This window comes from Novosphingobium sp. BL-S-19 (genome assembly GCF_055521675.1).
This window is the reverse complement of sequence record NZ_CM145498.1, coordinates 2,787,801-2,803,024: the sequence shown is the minus strand read 5'-3', so window position 1 is coordinate 2,803,024 and position 15,224 is coordinate 2,787,801. Positions and strand designations below refer to the sequence as shown.

16 protein-coding genes are annotated in these 15,224 nt (G+C 65.9%); 5 read left to right on the top strand and 11 right to left on the bottom strand.

Going from position 1 to position 15,224, the window contains the following annotated elements; genetic code table 11:
* Positions 1 to 17: 17 nt before the first annotated feature.
* Positions 18 to 662, top strand: coding sequence for a LysE family translocator (locus ACZ1JV_RS21425; protein ID WP_465150430.1), 645 nt, complete (start codon positions 18 to 20; stop codon positions 660 to 662).
* Between the two features lie 111 nt (positions 663 to 773).
* Positions 774 to 1,571 carry a hypothetical protein gene (locus tag ACZ1JV_RS21420; RefSeq protein ID WP_465150429.1) on the top strand — a complete coding sequence of 266 codons (798 nt, stop codon included), beginning with the start codon at positions 774 to 776 and terminating at the stop codon, positions 1,569 to 1,571.
* A 69-nt stretch (positions 1,572 to 1,640) separates the two neighbouring features.
* On the opposite strand, the gene ACZ1JV_RS21415 is transcribed toward ACZ1JV_RS21420, so the two are convergent.
* From ACZ1JV_RS21415 to ACZ1JV_RS21385, 7 genes are all read right to left on the bottom strand, one after another.
* Positions 1,641 to 2,660, bottom strand: a complete 1,020-nt coding sequence (locus ACZ1JV_RS21415) for a type II secretion system F family protein (protein WP_465135758.1) — start codon at positions 2,658 to 2,660, stop codon at positions 1,641 to 1,643.
* A 15-nt stretch (positions 2,661 to 2,675) separates the two neighbouring features.
* Positions 2,676 to 3,647 (bottom strand): type II secretion system F family protein, encoded by a 972-nt coding sequence (locus tag ACZ1JV_RS21410; RefSeq protein ID WP_465150428.1) that lies wholly within the window; start codon positions 3,645 to 3,647, stop codon positions 2,676 to 2,678.
* 54 nt (positions 3,648 to 3,701) lie between these two features.
* Positions 3,702 to 4,973 carry a pilus assembly protein CpaE gene (locus tag ACZ1JV_RS21405; RefSeq protein ID WP_465135756.1) on the bottom strand — a complete coding sequence of 424 codons (1,272 nt, stop codon included), beginning with the start codon at positions 4,971 to 4,973 and terminating at the stop codon, positions 3,702 to 3,704.
* A 4-nt stretch (positions 4,974 to 4,977) separates the two neighbouring features.
* Positions 4,978 to 5,652 (bottom strand): CpaD family pilus assembly protein, encoded by a 675-nt coding sequence (locus ACZ1JV_RS21400; protein ID WP_465150427.1) that lies wholly within the window; start codon positions 5,650 to 5,652, stop codon positions 4,978 to 4,980.
* Positions 5,653 to 5,666: 14 nt separating this feature from the next.
* Positions 5,667 to 7,223: a type II and III secretion system protein family protein gene (locus tag ACZ1JV_RS21395; RefSeq protein WP_465150426.1), complete on the bottom strand. Its 1,557-nt coding sequence runs from the start codon at positions 7,221 to 7,223 to the stop codon at positions 5,667 to 5,669.
* A gap of 47 nt (positions 7,224 to 7,270) precedes the next feature.
* Complete coding sequence (gene cpaB / locus ACZ1JV_RS21390; RefSeq protein ID WP_465150425.1) at positions 7,271 to 8,275, bottom strand: Flp pilus assembly protein CpaB; 1,005 nt, start codon at positions 8,273 to 8,275, stop codon at positions 7,271 to 7,273.
* A 69-nt stretch (positions 8,276 to 8,344) separates the two neighbouring features.
* Complete coding sequence (locus ACZ1JV_RS21385) at positions 8,345 to 9,052, bottom strand: A24 family peptidase (protein ID WP_465150424.1); 708 nt, start codon at positions 9,050 to 9,052, stop codon at positions 8,345 to 8,347.
* 129 nt (positions 9,053 to 9,181) lie between these two features.
* Here ACZ1JV_RS21385 and ACZ1JV_RS21380 point away from each other — a divergent pair, with 129 nt between their 5' ends.
* From ACZ1JV_RS21380 to ACZ1JV_RS21370, 3 genes are all read left to right on the top strand, one after another.
* Positions 9,182 to 10,138, top strand: a complete 957-nt coding sequence (locus ACZ1JV_RS21380; RefSeq protein ID WP_465152622.1) for an alpha/beta hydrolase — start codon at positions 9,182 to 9,184, stop codon at positions 10,136 to 10,138.
* A 108-nt stretch (positions 10,139 to 10,246) separates the two neighbouring features.
* On the top strand, positions 10,247 to 11,362 hold the full coding sequence (locus ACZ1JV_RS21375; RefSeq protein ID WP_465150423.1) for an NAD(P)/FAD-dependent oxidoreductase: 1,116 nt from the start codon (positions 10,247 to 10,249) through the stop codon (positions 11,360 to 11,362).
* Positions 11,363 to 11,435: 73 nt separating this feature from the next.
* Positions 11,436 to 11,618: a YegP family protein gene (locus ACZ1JV_RS21370; RefSeq protein ID WP_465135750.1), complete on the top strand. Its 183-nt coding sequence runs from the start codon at positions 11,436 to 11,438 to the stop codon at positions 11,616 to 11,618.
* On the opposite strand, the gene ACZ1JV_RS21365 is transcribed toward ACZ1JV_RS21370, so the two are convergent.
* From ACZ1JV_RS21365 to ispH, 4 genes are read right to left on the bottom strand one after another with little or no spacing between them, the layout of a single operon-like run.
* Positions 11,619 to 12,743: an FUSC family protein gene (locus ACZ1JV_RS21365; RefSeq protein ID WP_465150422.1), complete on the bottom strand. Its 1,125-nt coding sequence runs from the start codon at positions 12,741 to 12,743 to the stop codon at positions 11,619 to 11,621.
* 4 nt (positions 12,744 to 12,747) lie between these two features.
* Positions 12,748 to 13,188: a ribonuclease HI gene (gene rnhA, locus ACZ1JV_RS21360; protein WP_395331688.1), complete on the bottom strand. Its 441-nt coding sequence runs from the start codon at positions 13,186 to 13,188 to the stop codon at positions 12,748 to 12,750.
* On the bottom strand, positions 13,185 to 14,174 hold the full coding sequence (thrB, locus tag ACZ1JV_RS21355; RefSeq protein WP_465150421.1) for a homoserine kinase: 990 nt from the start codon (positions 14,172 to 14,174) through the stop codon (positions 13,185 to 13,187). The genes rnhA and thrB overlap by 4 nt, the downstream gene beginning before the upstream one ends.
* A 13-nt stretch (positions 14,175 to 14,187) precedes the next feature.
* Complete coding sequence (ispH, locus tag ACZ1JV_RS21350; protein ID WP_465150420.1) at positions 14,188 to 15,162, bottom strand: 4-hydroxy-3-methylbut-2-enyl diphosphate reductase; 975 nt, start codon at positions 15,160 to 15,162, stop codon at positions 14,188 to 14,190.
* Positions 15,163 to 15,224: the final 62 nt, after the last annotated feature.

Here is a 15,224-nt window from a genome sequence, read left to right as displayed (position 1 = left end):
GGTTGTAGAAGCGCGTCATGACCGGCCTTTCCCTGCTGCTTGCCTTCGTCGTCGCGGCGACGATCCTGACGATCACGCCCGGCGTGGACACGGCCATGGTGCTGCGCTCCGCCACTGTGGACGGTCGCCGCCCGGCAGCTTTTGCCGGCATGGGCATTCTGGTCGGCTGCCTGATCTGGGGCGCGGCGGTAGCGCTGGGGCTGGGCGCGCTGCTGCGCGCGTCCGAGATGGCCTATACGGCCGTGAAGTTTGCCGGGGCTGCCTATCTGCTGTGGCTGGGCGCGAAGCTGGTGTTGCGACCGCGCGAGGCGCTCGACGTGAAGGCGGGGGCGGTGGCCGCACCAGTGGCGGGGCGCGGGGCGTTTCTGCAGGGTTTCCTCACCAACATGCTCAATCCCAAGATCGGCGTGTTCTACGTGACGTTCCTGCCGCAATTCGTGCCGCATTCGGTAACGGGCAGCGCGGGCGTTGCCGGGTACACCTTCTTCCTTGCCGTGGTCCATGTGCTCCTGACGGTCGTGTGGTTCGCCGCACTGATCGGCGCGGCGGCCCCGCTCGGGCACTTCCTGCGCCGTCCCGGTGCGGTGAAGACGATGGACCGGCTGACCGGCGGGGTGTTCGTGCTGTTCGGATTGAAGCTGGCGACCTCTTCGGCGCGTTGAGCCGCGCCGTACTTTTCAACGGGGTATCAATGCGATAGGCTGCCCACCGTGCGGGGATGCGAAGGTGCGAAAGCTATGACGGGTTTGCGGCTCAAAAGGCGGCTTGTCTGCATGATGGCCATACTGACTTTGTCGGAATCGTCATTGATGGCGGCGCAGACTTCCGCGGACACGAATGCCGATATCGTCGTCCGGGCCCAGCGTAAGCAGGAAGCACGCGATTTCGTTGCCGCCATGACATCTGCCAATATAAGCAGCCAACTTGCGCGCTGGGACCGACAGGTCTGCCCCGAAGTGATCGGCATCGCTCCGGATCAAGCACGGGCAATGGAACGGCGGATCGGCGAAGTGGCAGCCAGCGTGAGGCTGCGGGCGGGTCGAAGTCCCTGCGCCAACTCGCTCTTGATCATTGTCGACAACGATGCGGATGGCGTCGTCGCGCGGTTGGTGAAGTCGTTTCCGATATCGCTGCGGCCTGATGATGCGGACGGACTGCCCCGGTTTGCGCAGTCGCGGCGGCCGGTCCGCTGGCTCAGCGTCACCAAACCTTGCGGATTCGGAGGCTGTGCGGTGTCCAATTCGCGCCTCACCACGGCCGAACGCCCGGTCTTGACCGGGATGCTGATGGTAATTGATGGCCGCAAGCTCGACGGTTTCGATCTTTCCGAGTTGTCCGACTATGTGGCCTTCGTAGCATTGGCCAATCCGCGCGGAGGTGGCGCCCCGCCCGCGACCTCGATCATGGCGATGTTCGATCGGGACCGGCCGCCGGGGGAACACTGGCAATTGACCGGCAATGACATGGCTTTCCTGAGCGGTCTCTATCGCTCGGCCGTGGATGCCAGGGGGCCAAACCAGCGCAGCGACATTTCGGCGCGAATGGCAAAGGCGGCAGATTCGGGCGAATAGGGTTCAAAAAAGCAAACCCCCTTCCGCGGCCGGTGCCGGGAAGGGGGCTGGTGTGACCATCAGATCCGCTTACTTCGGCGGCGGATGCGGATCGCCGCCGGAGAAGGCGTCGGCGATCGAACAGGCCGCCGGGCCAAGGATGACGACGAACAGCGTCGGCAGAATGAACAGGATCAGCGGCACGGTCATGATCGCGGGCAGGCGCGCGGCCTTTTCCTCGGCGCGCATCATGCGCTCATTGCGGAATTCAGCCGAGAGCACGCGCAGTGCCGAAGCGAGCGGCGTGCCGTAGCGCTCTGTCTGGATCATCGTCGTCACCACGCCCCGCATCGCGTCCAGATTGACGCGATAGGCCAGGTTCTCGAACGCCTGGCGGCGCTCGGTCAGGAACGAGAGTTCGATGGAGGTGAGGGAGAATTCCTCGCCCAGTTCGGGATAGGCACGGCCCAGTTCGCGCGCGACGCGATCGAATGCGGCGTCGACCGTAAGGCCGGCCTCGGCGCAGATGACCAGGAGGTCCAATGCGTCCGGCAGGCCCTTGCGGATCAGATCGGTGCGCTTGGTGATCAGGTTCTGCAGGAAGATGTCCGGGCCCTTGTAGCCAAGCAGCAGCATGGCGGCAAAGCCCATGAAGCGCTTGAAGGCGCTCCATTCGGGGAAATAGTTGATGCCGTAGATCACCAGTGCGGCAGTGCCGCCCAGTACGATCGGGGCCACCATGCGCGCGAAGACGACCGCGACCGCCCATTCCTTGTTGCGGATGCCCGCCTGCGCCAGCTTCTGCTGGATCACCTTCAGCTGGCTGTCCTGCAGCACCCGCATCGCGCCAAGGACGCTGCCGATCTTGTCGGTCGTCTCGTTGCGGCGGACGACAGAGGTGCGCTTCTTGGCGGTGCTGGTGACGAGGCCGGACTTCAGCGCTTCACGGCGCTGGTTGAGCGCCTTTACGCGCTTGGCCATCGGATCGCGCACGGTGATGGCGGCATAGATCGCCATGAGCACGGCGACGGCGGCCACCGCCGAGAGAAGCGTGGCGACGAAGTAGACGTCGAAGCCGAGGAGGGTGGGACCCGCGGATTGGTTGAGCATGGTGGTTCTTTCCGCTCAGATCTCGAAGCTGACCATCTTGGCCATGATGAAGGCGCCGATGCCCATCCAGATGCCGCCGCCGATGCCGGCAACCATCAGGCGTTCGTCGATGAAGAACTTTCCGATGTAGCCCGGGTTGATCCAGTAGATCATGCCGAAGACGATGAAGGGGAGCGAGCCGACGATGTAGGCCGATGCTTTCGATTCCGAACTCATCGCGCGGATCTTCAGCTTCATCTGCGAACGCTTGCGCAGCACGTCGCCCAGGTTGGCCAGGGTTTCCGCCAGGTTGCCGCCGGTTTCGCGCTGGATCGCAAGGGTGATGCAGAAGAAGTTGAATTCCGGAATCTCAAGCCGGTCCGCAGTCTCCTGAAGGGCGTCCTCCATGGTCTTGCCGATCTTCATGCGTTCGGTCACCAGCTTGAATTCCACGCCCACCGGGCCGGGCACTTCGGCGGCGACGATGCCCAGCGTCTCCGTAACCGGAAGGCCGGAACGCAGGCCGCGCACCAGCAGGTCGATGGCATCGGCGAACTTCACGTTGAAGGAATTGGTGCGGCGCGAGATCATCTTGCCGAGCACGAAATGCGGCAGCCACAAGCCCAGGAACCCGCCGAAAGCCAGCGCGAACAGCGGCATTCCGGACTTGAGGTAGACCAGCAGGGTCAGCGCCACGGCAAGCCCCGCCGAACCGTAGATGTACTGCGACACCGTCCAGGCCTGCCCCGAACGGTGCAGGCGCAAAGCCAGCGCATCGATCCTCGATCCCGATCCGGTGACCTTGTGCACGCGCGGCTTGCGCGCGGCGACGGCGCGGCGCATCTGCGCCTCCATCCGATCCGTCTGGCTCTGCGAATGGCGGAACCGCACCGATTTCAGGCGGCGCGAGGATTCCTTGGCGGCCGAAGGGCCGGAGAACGCGGCCAGGACCAGCCCGATCACTGCGATCAGGCCAACTGCCACCAGGATGAGCTGCATCACATTCATTGCCGTCGTCCGTCACCGGGCCAGGCACCGCGTGGGTTTCCCCACGCGGTGCCCTCAGGCCGCCGTTTCTTTCTTGGTGCTCTTGCCCATCATCGCCTTGAGATCGAACTTGCCGAGCAGCGACGGCTTGGCCGCGCCCTTTTCGGACGCTTCGCCGGCGTCCTCCAGGATCATGCGCGAGAGTTCGCGGATCGCCCCGCCCGCGCGGGTGGAGCGGTTGGCGTCGGCAAAGGTCTGCCCCAGCTTGGCCGCGGTGGAGGCGGCCTTGAGATCGTACGGGATCGAAAGCTGGATGCGCGTTTCGATCGAAGCCTCGAAATCGGCCTTGCTGATTTCTGCCAGGCCCGACTGGACCTTGTTGGCCACCACGATCACCCGGGCGTGCGGGGCGTGGGCCTTCAGCCAGGACAGCATGCGGATCGTGTCACGCGCGGAGGCCAGCGTGAGTTCGGTGGCGAGAACCACCACGTTCACGTCGGCCACCAGTTGCGGGAAGTTGATCAGCATGTTGCGCGGCAGATCGATCACGGTCATCTCGAAGGCCTGACGGAACTCTTCCTCCAGTTGGACGAAGGCGGAGCCATCGGTCATCAAGGGCGTGCTGATCGGCGCTTCGGCGGAAAGGATCGCCAGATTGTCGTTGGCGCGGATCATCGCGCGTTCGATGAACAGGCCGTCGATGCGGCTGGGGTTCTCGATCGCGTCGGTCAGGCCGCGGCCCGGCTCCAGGTCCAGCACCAGCGCGCCGGTGCCGAAGTGGATGTCGAGATCCAGCAGCGCGGTCGGCAGCTTGTTGTCGGCGCTGAACAGCCAGGCGAGCGAGGTGGCCAGCGTCGATGCGCCCACACCGCCGCGCGTGCCGATCACGGCCGTGGCGATGTGCGGCTTGGAGGCGCCGCCGTCATGGCTGCGCGGCGCGGTGAACACGGCTTGCGCCTGTGCCAGCGAATCGCGCACTTGCGAGGGCGAGAGCGGCTTCAGCAGATAGTCGTGAATGCCGCTGGCGATCAGATCGCGGTAGAGGCGCACGTCGTTGACCTGGCCCACCGCGACGACGACCGTGCCCGGCTCGCACACTTCGGCCAGGGCATTGATGTCGTTCAGCGGGTCGCCGCTTTCCGACAGGTCCACCAGCAGAATGTTGGGCGATGCAGTGATCGCCAGCGATTGCACGGCGTTGCGCAGGCCGCCCTTGTTGCACTTCTCGGGCTGCCAGCCCATCTCGATCGCGATCGGACGCAGCACGTCGAGCGAGGCTTCGTCGCAGAGATAGGCGGCGAACTGGTCGCGGCCAGCAGGGCCGCCGGATTTCCAGGGTGCGTTCATGGAATTAGCTCCCTCCCTTCGAAGAGACGGCAGAAACGGCAGTGCCGCCACCGCCGGTGGGCATGGCGTTGCGCCAGGCATCGATCGCCTTGGAACTGCGCACGCTGGAAGTGCCTTCGGATTGCTGGCCATGGACCAGGTCTTCCGGGTTGGCGACCATGGCGGCCAGGTTCGAATTGTTGGCGCAGCCATAGTTGCTGGACAGGCCGCTGCCGGGATTGAAGTCGCTGTTGCTCGACCAGTCCGGGCAGCCGGCCACGGTCGCCTTGGCACGCACCAGCACCACGCGCGCGCGGCCCTGATCCAGATAGCCCTCGGTGGCGGGTGCGCCCTCGCTCAGCTGAATGCCGAAGCGCGAGGCAACGGCTTCCACCGCGCTGCGCGTGGCCGGGTTGCCGCTGGTATCCTCGATATAGACGCGGTCGCCATAGCGGGCGCCCATGGCGGTGAACCAGTCGGCAAGGCGGGTCTGTTCGCCATAGGCCAGGCCATCGCCGCCAATGCCGACGTCCAGCGTGTAGTTCACTTTCTCCACCACCGGCTGATGAACTGAATTCATCGAGCGGTTGGTGGGGATGCCGCCGCAGGCGGACAGCGCGAGGCCAAGCGAGAGGGCGAATGCGCCCCCGGCGATGCGGCCGGAAAGAGCCCGCGAGGGGGCGCTTTTGATAAGGGTCATCGGTTTCACCTTTCTCACTTCATGCTGAAGCCGGGGCGAGCGCCAGCGGGTGCCGAAGCGCCCTTGGAGCCTTTACCGTCGCTTGCGCTGGCGCCACTGCCCACCGAAGGCGCGGCGGGAGCGCCGTTGCCGTTCGATGCCGGGGCCTGCTGCTTGGCGCCGCTGACGCCGTCGCTGGCCATGTTGCCCAGCAGGCGCTGCAGGTCGTTGGGTGCATTGAACCCGTCGGTCGGCAGCTTGATGTCGTTGGCATCGACCGGGTTGACGAGGTACGGCGTGACCACGATCACCAGTTCGGTCTCGCCGCGCTTGTAGTTGGTCGACCGGAACAGCGAACCGAGGATCGGTATATCGCCCGCGCCGGGCAGCTTCTGGATGGTGTTCTGCGAATTGTTGCTGAGCAGGCCGGCGATCATGAAGCTCTGGCCGGAGCCCAATTCCACGGTCGTTTCGGCGCGGCGCACGTTGAGCGCCGGGACCGCATATCCGTTCAGCGCAACTGCGCCGTCAGCCGAAAGTTCAGACACTTCGGGGCGCACGCGCATCGAGATGCGGCCGTTCGAAAGCACTGTGGGCGTATAGCTGAGCGAGACGCCGTAGTTTTTGTATTCCACCGAAATGGCGTTGCTTGTGCCGCCCTGCGCGACCGGGATCGGGTATTCGCCGCCCGCCAGGAAGTTGGCGGTCTCGCCCGAAAGCGTGGTCAGGTTCGGCTGGGCCAGCGTGGTGGAAAGACCCACTGTTTCACCCGCATCGAGCGCGCCAAGGATGTTCATGCCGAACAGCTTGCCCATGCCTGCCAGCGTGCTGCCAGTGGTGATGGGATTGACCCCGGTGCCGGGAGTCTTCGTCCCATCGGGGTTGGTGCGGACGATGGTGTTTCCCATGCCGAGAGGGCCGCCGGTATTGAATTGATCGTACCAGCCGGTGCGGCCTTGGCCTAGGCCGAACTGAAAGCCGCCGGTGCCGTCGATGGTGGTGATGTTCGTTTGCAACTGCTTCACCAGCGTGCGGCTGACTTCAGCAATGCGCACCTGCAGGTTGACCTGCACCGGCGTCGCCAGACGCAGGCGGCTGATCACGTTGGCTTCCTTGCCCACATAGGCCTGGACCAGACGCTCCGCCTCGGCCGCGTCTTCCGGAGACTTCACGGTGCCGGTCAGCAGGAACGTGCCGGTGCCCACGGTGGAGACGCCGATCCGGGCTTCCGGCATGGCGAGGTGCAGCATCGAATCGACGCTATCGATGTTGGAGCCGACCCGGATCGTGGCCGACCAGACCACCGCGCCGGCCGCATTGCTGGCGTAGACGGTGGTGGTGCCGCCGGCCTTGCCGAACAGGTAGAACTGATTGCGCGACTTGACCTGAACGTCGGCCACCGCGTCGTTGGCGACGAACACGTCGGTCATCGCGCCGGGCACGTTGACCAGCTGGCCGTTGCCGATCGAGAGCGAGATGTCCTGCGCGGGGCGGACGACCGACTGGGCGGTGACCGGGGCGGCAAGCGGCATGGCCAGCGGCGAGAGCACGCAGGCGGCGCGCAGCAGGGATTTGAGAAGGCGCGTGTTCATCGGATTGCCCTTCGTCGGGTGAAAGCGGTTGAGGTTCGGCGCGCGCATCAGTGGCTGCCCACGGATTCGACGGTGACGTTCTTGCCGCGGGTCACGCGAACCACGGGGCCAAGCGGAACGCTCGGGCCGCCGGCGGCGATCCGTGCCGGGGCGATCATCGGCCCGGACGGGGCAGACATCGACGGGCGGCTGGAGCGCTGGAAGCGCGAGACGTCGCCACCGGTCTGGTAGGTCGTATTGCCTTCCATCGGCTGGTTCATCGCGGTGCGCATGATCTGTTCTTCCTGCGCCTTGGTCGCACCTTCCGGCACTTTGACCTGGCCGGAGGCGAGGATGCGCTCGAATTCGCCCTGATTGTCCGCGATCGAGCGGAGCGAGAGGCTGATCGTGCCCAGTTCCTGCGCAACGGCGACCTTCTCGGCAATGCGCGGGGTCACTTCGAGGGTAACGGTGCTGAAGGCGTGGACCACGGTCTTGCCGTCCACCACTTCGTTGTCGGTGGCCTGGTCGGTGGCGAGCACGCGCATGTTGCGCAGGATCGTTTCCGAAGCGCGCAGCGGCTGGCCGCCGTCGTTGCCGGTGACCTGTTGCGTGAGCACGAGGTCGACGTGGTCCCCCGGGAAGATGAAGCCGCCGACGCCGGTCTTGGCGGATACCGGGATGGTCACCGCGCGCATGCCGGGCGCCAGTGCGGCGGCAAGGAAGCCGCGGTCGCCCGGTGCGACGAGGCCGCCCTGGGTGACCGGCTGGCCGGCGGTGATGGGATAGCGGACCACGGTGCCGAGCAGCTTCTGCATGTCGGCCTCGCCCTCGATGAAGTAGGCGTCCTTCACCAGTTCCTTGGGCCAGTCCTGGTAGGAGATCGAATCGGCGGTGATGATCGTTCCGACCGGAAGCGCGCGCTGCGCCACCAGAACCTTGGGTCCGGTGGGTACGGCAACGGCGCCGGCCTGCGGTGTGGCGGCACCGCTGAACAACGATCTGGCGACAAAGGCGGTGCCGGCTGCGACAAGCAACGCGACGACCAGCAGCACCAGCTTCTTCTTATCCATGGCTTAAAAGCCCCCTGAGTATCCCCGACTAACTCTGTGTACCTTCGGGTAAATTGGTTAAAATCAGGTTCACCCCAACAGGGTGCCCGGCAAGACGTTAGTATGAACCGCCGCGATCGTGCGGTCCGCGATCACCCAAAGGGCGGCAGCAGCGATGGCCACGCCATAGGGCACCTTCAGTTTCGATTTCTGGCGGCGCTGGATGTGGACGAAGGCCAGCATGAACAGCACGACGATGGCCAGCGCGCCTGCCGCAGCGGCAAGCGCCGAGATCCCGGCGAAGGTATCGGGCGTCAGCAGCGGATGGCCGGTGGCCAATGCCCAGGTCGTCGCGGCGGCCAGCCAGACCCAGCCGGCGGCAAAGGTCCACGCGGCGATGTCGCGCGCCAGCTCTCCGGGGCGACGCTGCATGTTGAAGGCGGCCATGGCGACGGAGGCGCCGCCACCGACAACGGCCATCAGCACCACCAGCACCAGAAAATGAGGCGGGGAGAACCACAGCGCCAGCGCGGTCAGCAGCTTCACGTCGCCGCCGCCCATCTGGCGCACGATGAAAAGAAGGCAGGCCACCACGAACGTCGCCAGCGCAAGGCCGATCTGGAATCCGGCCTCCGCCCAGCCATAGCCGATTGCCAGCCACCACAGCGGAGCCGCCAGCGCGATGCCAAGGTTAAGCGTGTTGGCTATTTCGCGGCGTTTCAGGTCGGTGAAGGCGGCCACGACTAGCGCGGTTGCCAATGCGGCCAGCAATGCGTAGGCAAAATACGCGGCGTACATGCGTTAGGACCCCCCTTAACAGGGGAATGATCTAGCGAGTATCACTTACCAAATAGTAACCAGTGCACTGAGGCTGGAATTAGCCACGTGACCATCGAAACAAGCGAAATTCCCCATCCTTTCAAGGTAATGGAAAAGAAAGACCGGGCCCGCCGGGCTATCCCGTATGACGCCGTGGAGGGCCGCTGGCTGGCCGCCGACGGCAAGACCGCGATCCGCCGGATCGACTGGGCAGAACCCGAAAACCCGCGCGGATCGCTGCTGTTCCTGCCCGGGCGCGGCGACTGCTACGAGAAGTGGCTGGAGACGCTGGAACAGTGGGCCGAGGAAGGCTGGGCGGTCAGTTCGATCGATTGGCGCGGGCAGGCGCTGAGCGGCCGGCTGGGCCGCGACGGCACCACCGGCCATGTCGACGATTTTGGCCTCTGGATCGACGATCTGGCCCAATTCTGGGCAGATTGGGCCGCCAGAACACCCGGCCCGCACGTACTGGTCGGCCATTCGATGGGCGGGCATCTGGCCATGCGCGCGGTCGCTGAGCGGCGCGTCGATCCCGATGCGCTGGTGCTTTCGGCGCCGATGCTGGGTATCCATCCCACCACGCTTCCCGCTGCGCTGCTCCATCCGGTTTCGCGGATCATCGCCGCGCTGGGCGATTCGCGCCGGCCGGCGTGGAAGGGTAACGAGAAACCGCAACTGATCCCGAATGCCCGCGCGCTGCTGCTGACTCACGACGAATCGCGTTATGCCGATGAGGGCTGGTGGCGGCGGGAACGCCCGGCCATCGCCATGGGACCGGCCAGCTGGGGCTGGGTGGAACGGGCGCTGGCCTCGATCCGGGGGCTGGAGGCGAAGGGCGTGCTCGAATCGGTAGACATACCGGTGCTGCTGCTGGCGACCCGCCATGACGGGTTGGTCTCATGGCCCGCGATTCGCCGTGCCGCCGCGCGGTTGCCGCATGCCCGGCTGGTCGACTGGGGCCGCGAATGCCGGCACGAAATCCTGCGGGAAGTCGATCCCGTGCGCGATCAGGCGATGGCGGCGATCCGGGATTTCCTGAACGACACGGCGCCCGGCAAACCATGATCGGCCTATCCTGAGGCGGATCGTGCGCGGGTTATTCATGGATCGCCGCATTTTCCGGGACGTCAGGTGATGCCACCGGCGTTCAAAATGCTCTAGGGGCTGGCCCCTATGGATTCGCGGTTCGATATCGTCATCGTCGGTGCCGGCATGGCCGGTGCCTCGCTTGCCGCGCGGCTTTCTGGCACTTCGGCAGGCCCATCGGCAGATAGGCCGCGCGTGCTGGTGATCGAACACGAGGATCGCCCCGGTTACCACGCCACCGGCCGCTCCGCCGCGTTCTGGACGGAAAGCTATGGCGGCCCCGGCGTGCAGCCGCTGACGGCGGCGTCCGGCCCCGAACTTTGCGCGCTGGGCGTGCTGGCCCCACGCGCGGCGCTGACCTTGGGCCGCGCGGGCGAGGAGGCCGACGTCGAACGGTTCGCGCGGGTCTACGGCGATCTGGGCGTGGAGGTCCATGTGCTGGACCGCGCCGGAATCGCCGCACGCGTGCCGGGGCTGCGCGGCGGCTGGACCTCCGGCGTGCTGGAACCCAGCACTTGCGATATCGACGTGGCGGGGCTGCACCAGCACTACCTTGCCGCCGCGCGCCGGGAAGGCGTGGAGATCCGATGCCGCGCGGGCCTGCGCGCTGCCCAGCGTAACGCGACCGGTTGGGCGCTGACGCTGGCCGATGGCAGCGAGGCGGCCTGTGACATACTGGTCAACGCGGCCGGGGCGTGGGCCGATCCGGTGGCGCGACTGGCGGGCGTGCAGCCGCTGGGGATCACGCCCTATCGCCGCACCGTCGCGCAGCTTGCGGTCGGCCGCCCGGTGCCCGACGATCTGCCGCTGGTGCTGGATCTGGGCGAAACCTTCTACTTCAAGCCCGAGCACGGCCGGCTTTGGCTCAGCCCGCATGACGAGACGCCCAGCGCCCCCTGCGATGCCGCGCCGGAGGAACTGGACGTGGCGCTGGCGATAGACCGGTTGGAGCAGGTGGTGGACTGGCCGGTGGAGCGGGTGGAGCATCGCTGGGCGGGCCTGCGCTCCTTCGCGCCGGACCGGCTGCCGGTCTACGGCTTCGATCCTGCCGACCCGGCGTTCTTCTGGTTCGCCGGGCAGGGCGGCTTCGGCATCCAGACTGCGCCCGCGGCGGCTGTGCTGGGCGCTTCGCTGTTGATGGGCGGGCAGGGCGGCGATCTCGACCCGGCGCCTTACGCGCCAGGACGTTTCGTGACAGCCTGAAGTCCTGCTTGCACCGGGCCGGATCCTGTTCAAGTATCGCTGCGGGGGCTCGTTTCGCGACTGGAGAACCACGATGGCGCACCGTTTCGAGATCCGGAAGAACAAGGCGGGCGAGTTCGTCGCCTACTTCCTCTACAATGCCGAAACCATTTTCTGGACCGAGGGCTACTCCAGCAAAGCCTCCGCCAAGAGCGCCATCGAATCGATCAAGAAGAACGGCCCGGCTGCCGAAACGGTGGATACCACCACCGAATAATCATTCCGAACCGGGCACATCCTCGGCGCGCTCGGCGGGTTTCCGGCCGGGCGCCACGAAGTGCCAGATCAGCAGGACAGGCTCCAGCACGGCCATGCCGATCAGGATGCTGATCAGGCGGTGGATGGCGGGCAGGATATGCGCGTCCGCATAGGAATCGGGCACCAGCACGACCAGCACCGTTAGCGTGAACTGCAGGCCCAGGTACGTGATCTGCGGCAGGCCATTCTCGATATGGCGGCCGATCACGATGCCAAGGCAGGTGCCCGCGATCAGCACCGGCGCGCTGCCTTGCGCCACCAGCAGCACGGTCAGCGCCAACGCGCCGCCGGCAAGGCAGCCCATCGTCCGCAGGAACAGCCGCCGCGTCACCGGAACGAAGCCGCTGGCGCCGATGCCGCCGATCGGCACGATCATCACCGCCATCACCGTGACCGCCGCCTGCGCCATTTCCGGCAGGTCGAACAGCGCATGGAGCAGCGGCAATACCGAAATGGCGATGCCCGCCTGCACGGCGTGCCGCGCCGCATGGGGGTGCCAGCCCATCCGTTCGGGACGCGGGCTCTGCAGGTCCAGCCACTTCTTGCCCGCCAGCGTCGCGGTTATCAGGCTGACGATCACGCAGGCGATAGTGCCCGCGATCACTTCCAGCAGGCGCGTCTGGGCGAAGTCTATGGTGTCGAGCGCCGGGTGCTCCAGCTTGTCGAGCAGCACCATTTCGAAAGTCAGGCCGAACAGCAGCCAGGCATAGGCGCGCCGCGCGGTGATCATGCCGTAAAGGCCGATGGTGCCGACGATCGCCGCGCTGGCCATCGCCAGCGGCAAAGAGCGGGCCGCCCAGGGCACCACGATCAGCGCCAACCCCGATCCCAGCGCGGTGCCGACGATGCGCAGAACCCCGCGCAGCATCGTTTCCGAAGCCTCGCTTTTCAGTAGCACGAAGGCGGTGAAGGCCGCCCAGCCGACCATCTTCGCGCCGATCAGATGCGCAATGACGATGGCCAGCATGACGGAGGCGACGCAGGCCCACTCGTCCGCCATGCGCGGGCCGGGTGTTATCAGCGCGCGCGCTTCCTTCCGAAACGCCTGCCGGAAGGCGTCGAGAGTCAGAGCCCGATCCGGCAAACCATCAGCTCTTGCCGGCTGCGACCGCCGCGTCGCTCGCCAGCTTGTCCACGCGTTCATTTTCGACATGGCCGGAATGCCCGCGCACCCATTGCCATTCCACCTGATGGCGGCCGCTGGCTTCGATCAGGTCATGCCACAGGTCGGCATTGCGCACTGGCTGCTTGCTGGCGTTGATCCAGCCCTTCTTCTTCCAGCCGTGCACCCACTTGGTGATCCCGTCGATCACATACTTGCTGTCGGTATGCAGCGTGACTTCGCAAGGCTCGGTCAGCGCGTTCAGCGCCTTGATGACGGCGGTCATTTCCATGCGGTTGTTGGTGGTATCGGGATCGCCGCCCGACATCTCCTTCTCATGCACGCCCATGCGCAGCAGCACGCCCCAGCCGCCGGGGCCGGGGTTGCCCTTGCAGGCCCCATCGGTGAAAACGTCGACCTTCTTCATGCGCCGAAGATACCGTGGTTCGCCGGATCGGCATAGAATTCAAGGCGTCGCGCGAAAGCCATGGGGTCCTTCGGAGTAACCAGCGCACCTTCCGGCGTGTTCAGCCAGTCGTAAGCGCGGGTGGAGAGGAAGCGCACGGCGGCGCCGCGTGCCAGCACGGGCAGGGCGGCACGTTCGGCGGCGGAGAGCGGGCGCACGCTTTCGTAGCCCGCGATCAGGGCGGCAGAGAGTGCGGCATAGAAGCGGGTGCCGTCGTTGGAGAAGCACCACGCCGCATGCGTTACAGCCACGTCGTAGGCCAGCAGATCGGTGCAGGCGAAGTAGAAGTCGATCAGGCCTGTCACCCGGTCGCCCAGCATCAGCACGTTATCCGGGAACAGGTCGGCATGGATCACGCCGCGCGGCAGGTCCGCCGGCCATTCGGTGGCCAGCGCCGGCAGTTCGCGCTCCACCAGCGCGGCCAGATCGGCATCGATGGAGGCCAGCCCGTCATGTCCGCAATCGCCCAGCAGCTGCTGCCACGCGGGCAGGTCCAGCGAATTGGCGCGGTTCATCGGGAATTCGGCGGAGGCATGGTGCACTTGCGCCAGCGCGGCGCCTACCGAGCGGGCCTGATCCACCGTGGGTTCGGATACCGAAACGCCCGGAAGGTATTCGATCAGCGCCAGTGCCTTCTTGCCTTCGGGCGTATCGATCAGGCGGTGGCTGGCGCCGTCGCGGTCATGCATGGTGCGCGGCACCGGGCAGCCGCGTTCGGCAAGGTGGTCCAGCAGATCGAGGAAGAACGGCAGCTCCGCCACTTCGGTGCGGCTTTCGTAGACCGTGAGGATGAAGCGCCGCGATTCGTTTCCCTGTTGGGTTTCGATCAGCCAGTTGCTGTTGGAAACGCCCTCGGCAATGCCCTTGGCGGAGATCAGCGTGCCCACTTCGAAGGCATCGACGATCGCCGCCATCTCTTCGGCGCCGAGCCGGGTGTAGACTGCCATGTCTGGAAAATCCTCAGCGGACGAGCTGGCGGGGCAGCTTGAAAGTGATGGTCTCTTCGGCAGTGACGACCTGTTCCGCCGTCACGTCGCGCAGTTCCGCGATGCGGGCGATCACTTCGTTGACCAGCTCCTCGGGCGCGGAGGCGCCGGCGGTGAGGCCGACGTTGGAGATGCCGTCGAACCATGCCGGATCGATATCGGTGGCGCGCTGAATCATGCGGCCGACCGATCCCGAACGCTCCGCCACTTCGACAAGGCGCAGCGAGTTCGAGCTTTTGGGAGAGCCGATCACCAGCACCAGTTCGCACTGCGGGGCGATCTGCTTGACGGCGGCCTGCCGGTTGGACGTGGCATAGCAGATGTCTTCCGCCTTGGGGGCGACGACATGGGGGAAACGCGCCTCGATCGCGGCGATGATCGCGTGGGTATCGTCCACCGAGAGCGTGGTCTGCGACAGGTAGGCCAGTTCGCGGTCGGCGGGCACATCCACGGTGGCGACGTCTTCCACCGTTTCGATCAGCGTCATGTTGCCTTCGGGAACTTGCCCGAAAGTGCCGATCACCTCGGGGTGGCCGGCATGGCCGATGAACAGGATGTGGCGGCCGTCCGCGATCTGGCGTTCGGCCTGGCGGTGCACTTTGCTGACCAGCGGGCACGTGGCGTCCAGCCATTCAAGCCCGCGCGCGCTGGCTTCGGCGGGCACCGACTTGGGCACGCCGTGGGCGGAAAAGATCACCGGCACGCCGTCCGGCACCTGATCCACGCGTTCGACGAAGACGGCGCCCTTGGCCTTCAGGCTATCGACCACGAACTTGTTATGCACGATTTCGTGACGGACGTAGACGGGCGCGCCGTAGATCTCCAGCGCACGCTCGACAATCTCGATCGCGCGGTCGACACCGGCGCAGAATCCACGGGGTGCAGCGATCAGCAGGCGCAGGGGCTCGTTCGTTTCGAGCGTCTTCTCAGGCGGAAAGGGCGCGTTCATGAATGGGCCTCTAGCGCTTTGCCGCGCGCGCCGCTAGGGCAAGCGCACGCCACTCGAGGGAT

Bases quoted from the DNA above. Each gene is read 5' to 3' on its own strand.
- ispH (WP_465150420.1), bottom strand. From the start codon at position 15,162: ATGAACGCGCCCTTTCCGCCTGAGAAGACGCTCGAAACGAACGAGCCC.
- cpaB (WP_465150425.1), bottom strand. From the start codon at position 8,275: ATGGATAAGAAGAAGCTGGTGCTGCTGGTCGTCGCGTTGCTTGTCGCA.
- ACZ1JV_RS21385 (WP_465150424.1), bottom strand. From the start codon at position 9,052: ATGTACGCCGCGTATTTTGCCTACGCATTGCTGGCCGCATTGGCAACC.
- ACZ1JV_RS21370 (WP_465135750.1), top strand. From the start codon at position 11,436: ATGGCGCACCGTTTCGAGATCCGGAAGAACAAGGCGGGCGAGTTCGTC.
- rnhA (WP_395331688.1), bottom strand. From the start codon at position 13,188: ATGAAGAAGGTCGACGTTTTCACCGATGGGGCCTGCAAGGGCAACCCC.
- ACZ1JV_RS21380 (WP_465152622.1), top strand. From the start codon at position 9,182: ATGGAAAAGAAAGACCGGGCCCGCCGGGCTATCCCGTATGACGCCGTG.
- ACZ1JV_RS21400 (WP_465150427.1), bottom strand. From the start codon at position 5,652: ATGACCCTTATCAAAAGCGCCCCCTCGCGGGCTCTTTCCGGCCGCATC.
- thrB (WP_465150421.1), bottom strand. From the start codon at position 14,174: ATGGCAGTCTACACCCGGCTCGGCGCCGAAGAGATGGCGGCGATCGTC.
- ACZ1JV_RS21375 (WP_465150423.1), top strand. From the start codon at position 10,247: ATGGATTCGCGGTTCGATATCGTCATCGTCGGTGCCGGCATGGCCGGT.
- ACZ1JV_RS21395 (WP_465150426.1), bottom strand. From the start codon at position 7,223: ATGAACACGCGCCTTCTCAAATCCCTGCTGCGCGCCGCCTGCGTGCTC.
- ACZ1JV_RS21415 (WP_465135758.1), bottom strand. From the start codon at position 2,660: ATGCTCAACCAATCCGCGGGTCCCACCCTCCTCGGCTTCGACGTCTAC.
- ACZ1JV_RS21405 (WP_465135756.1), bottom strand. From the start codon at position 4,973: ATGAACGCACCCTGGAAATCCGGCGGCCCTGCTGGCCGCGACCAGTTC.
- ACZ1JV_RS21425 (WP_465150430.1), top strand. From the start codon at position 18: ATGACCGGCCTTTCCCTGCTGCTTGCCTTCGTCGTCGCGGCGACGATC.
- ACZ1JV_RS21420 (WP_465150429.1), top strand. From the start codon at position 774: ATGATGGCCATACTGACTTTGTCGGAATCGTCATTGATGGCGGCGCAG.
- ACZ1JV_RS21410 (WP_465150428.1), bottom strand. From the start codon at position 3,647: ATGAATGTGATGCAGCTCATCCTGGTGGCAGTTGGCCTGATCGCAGTG.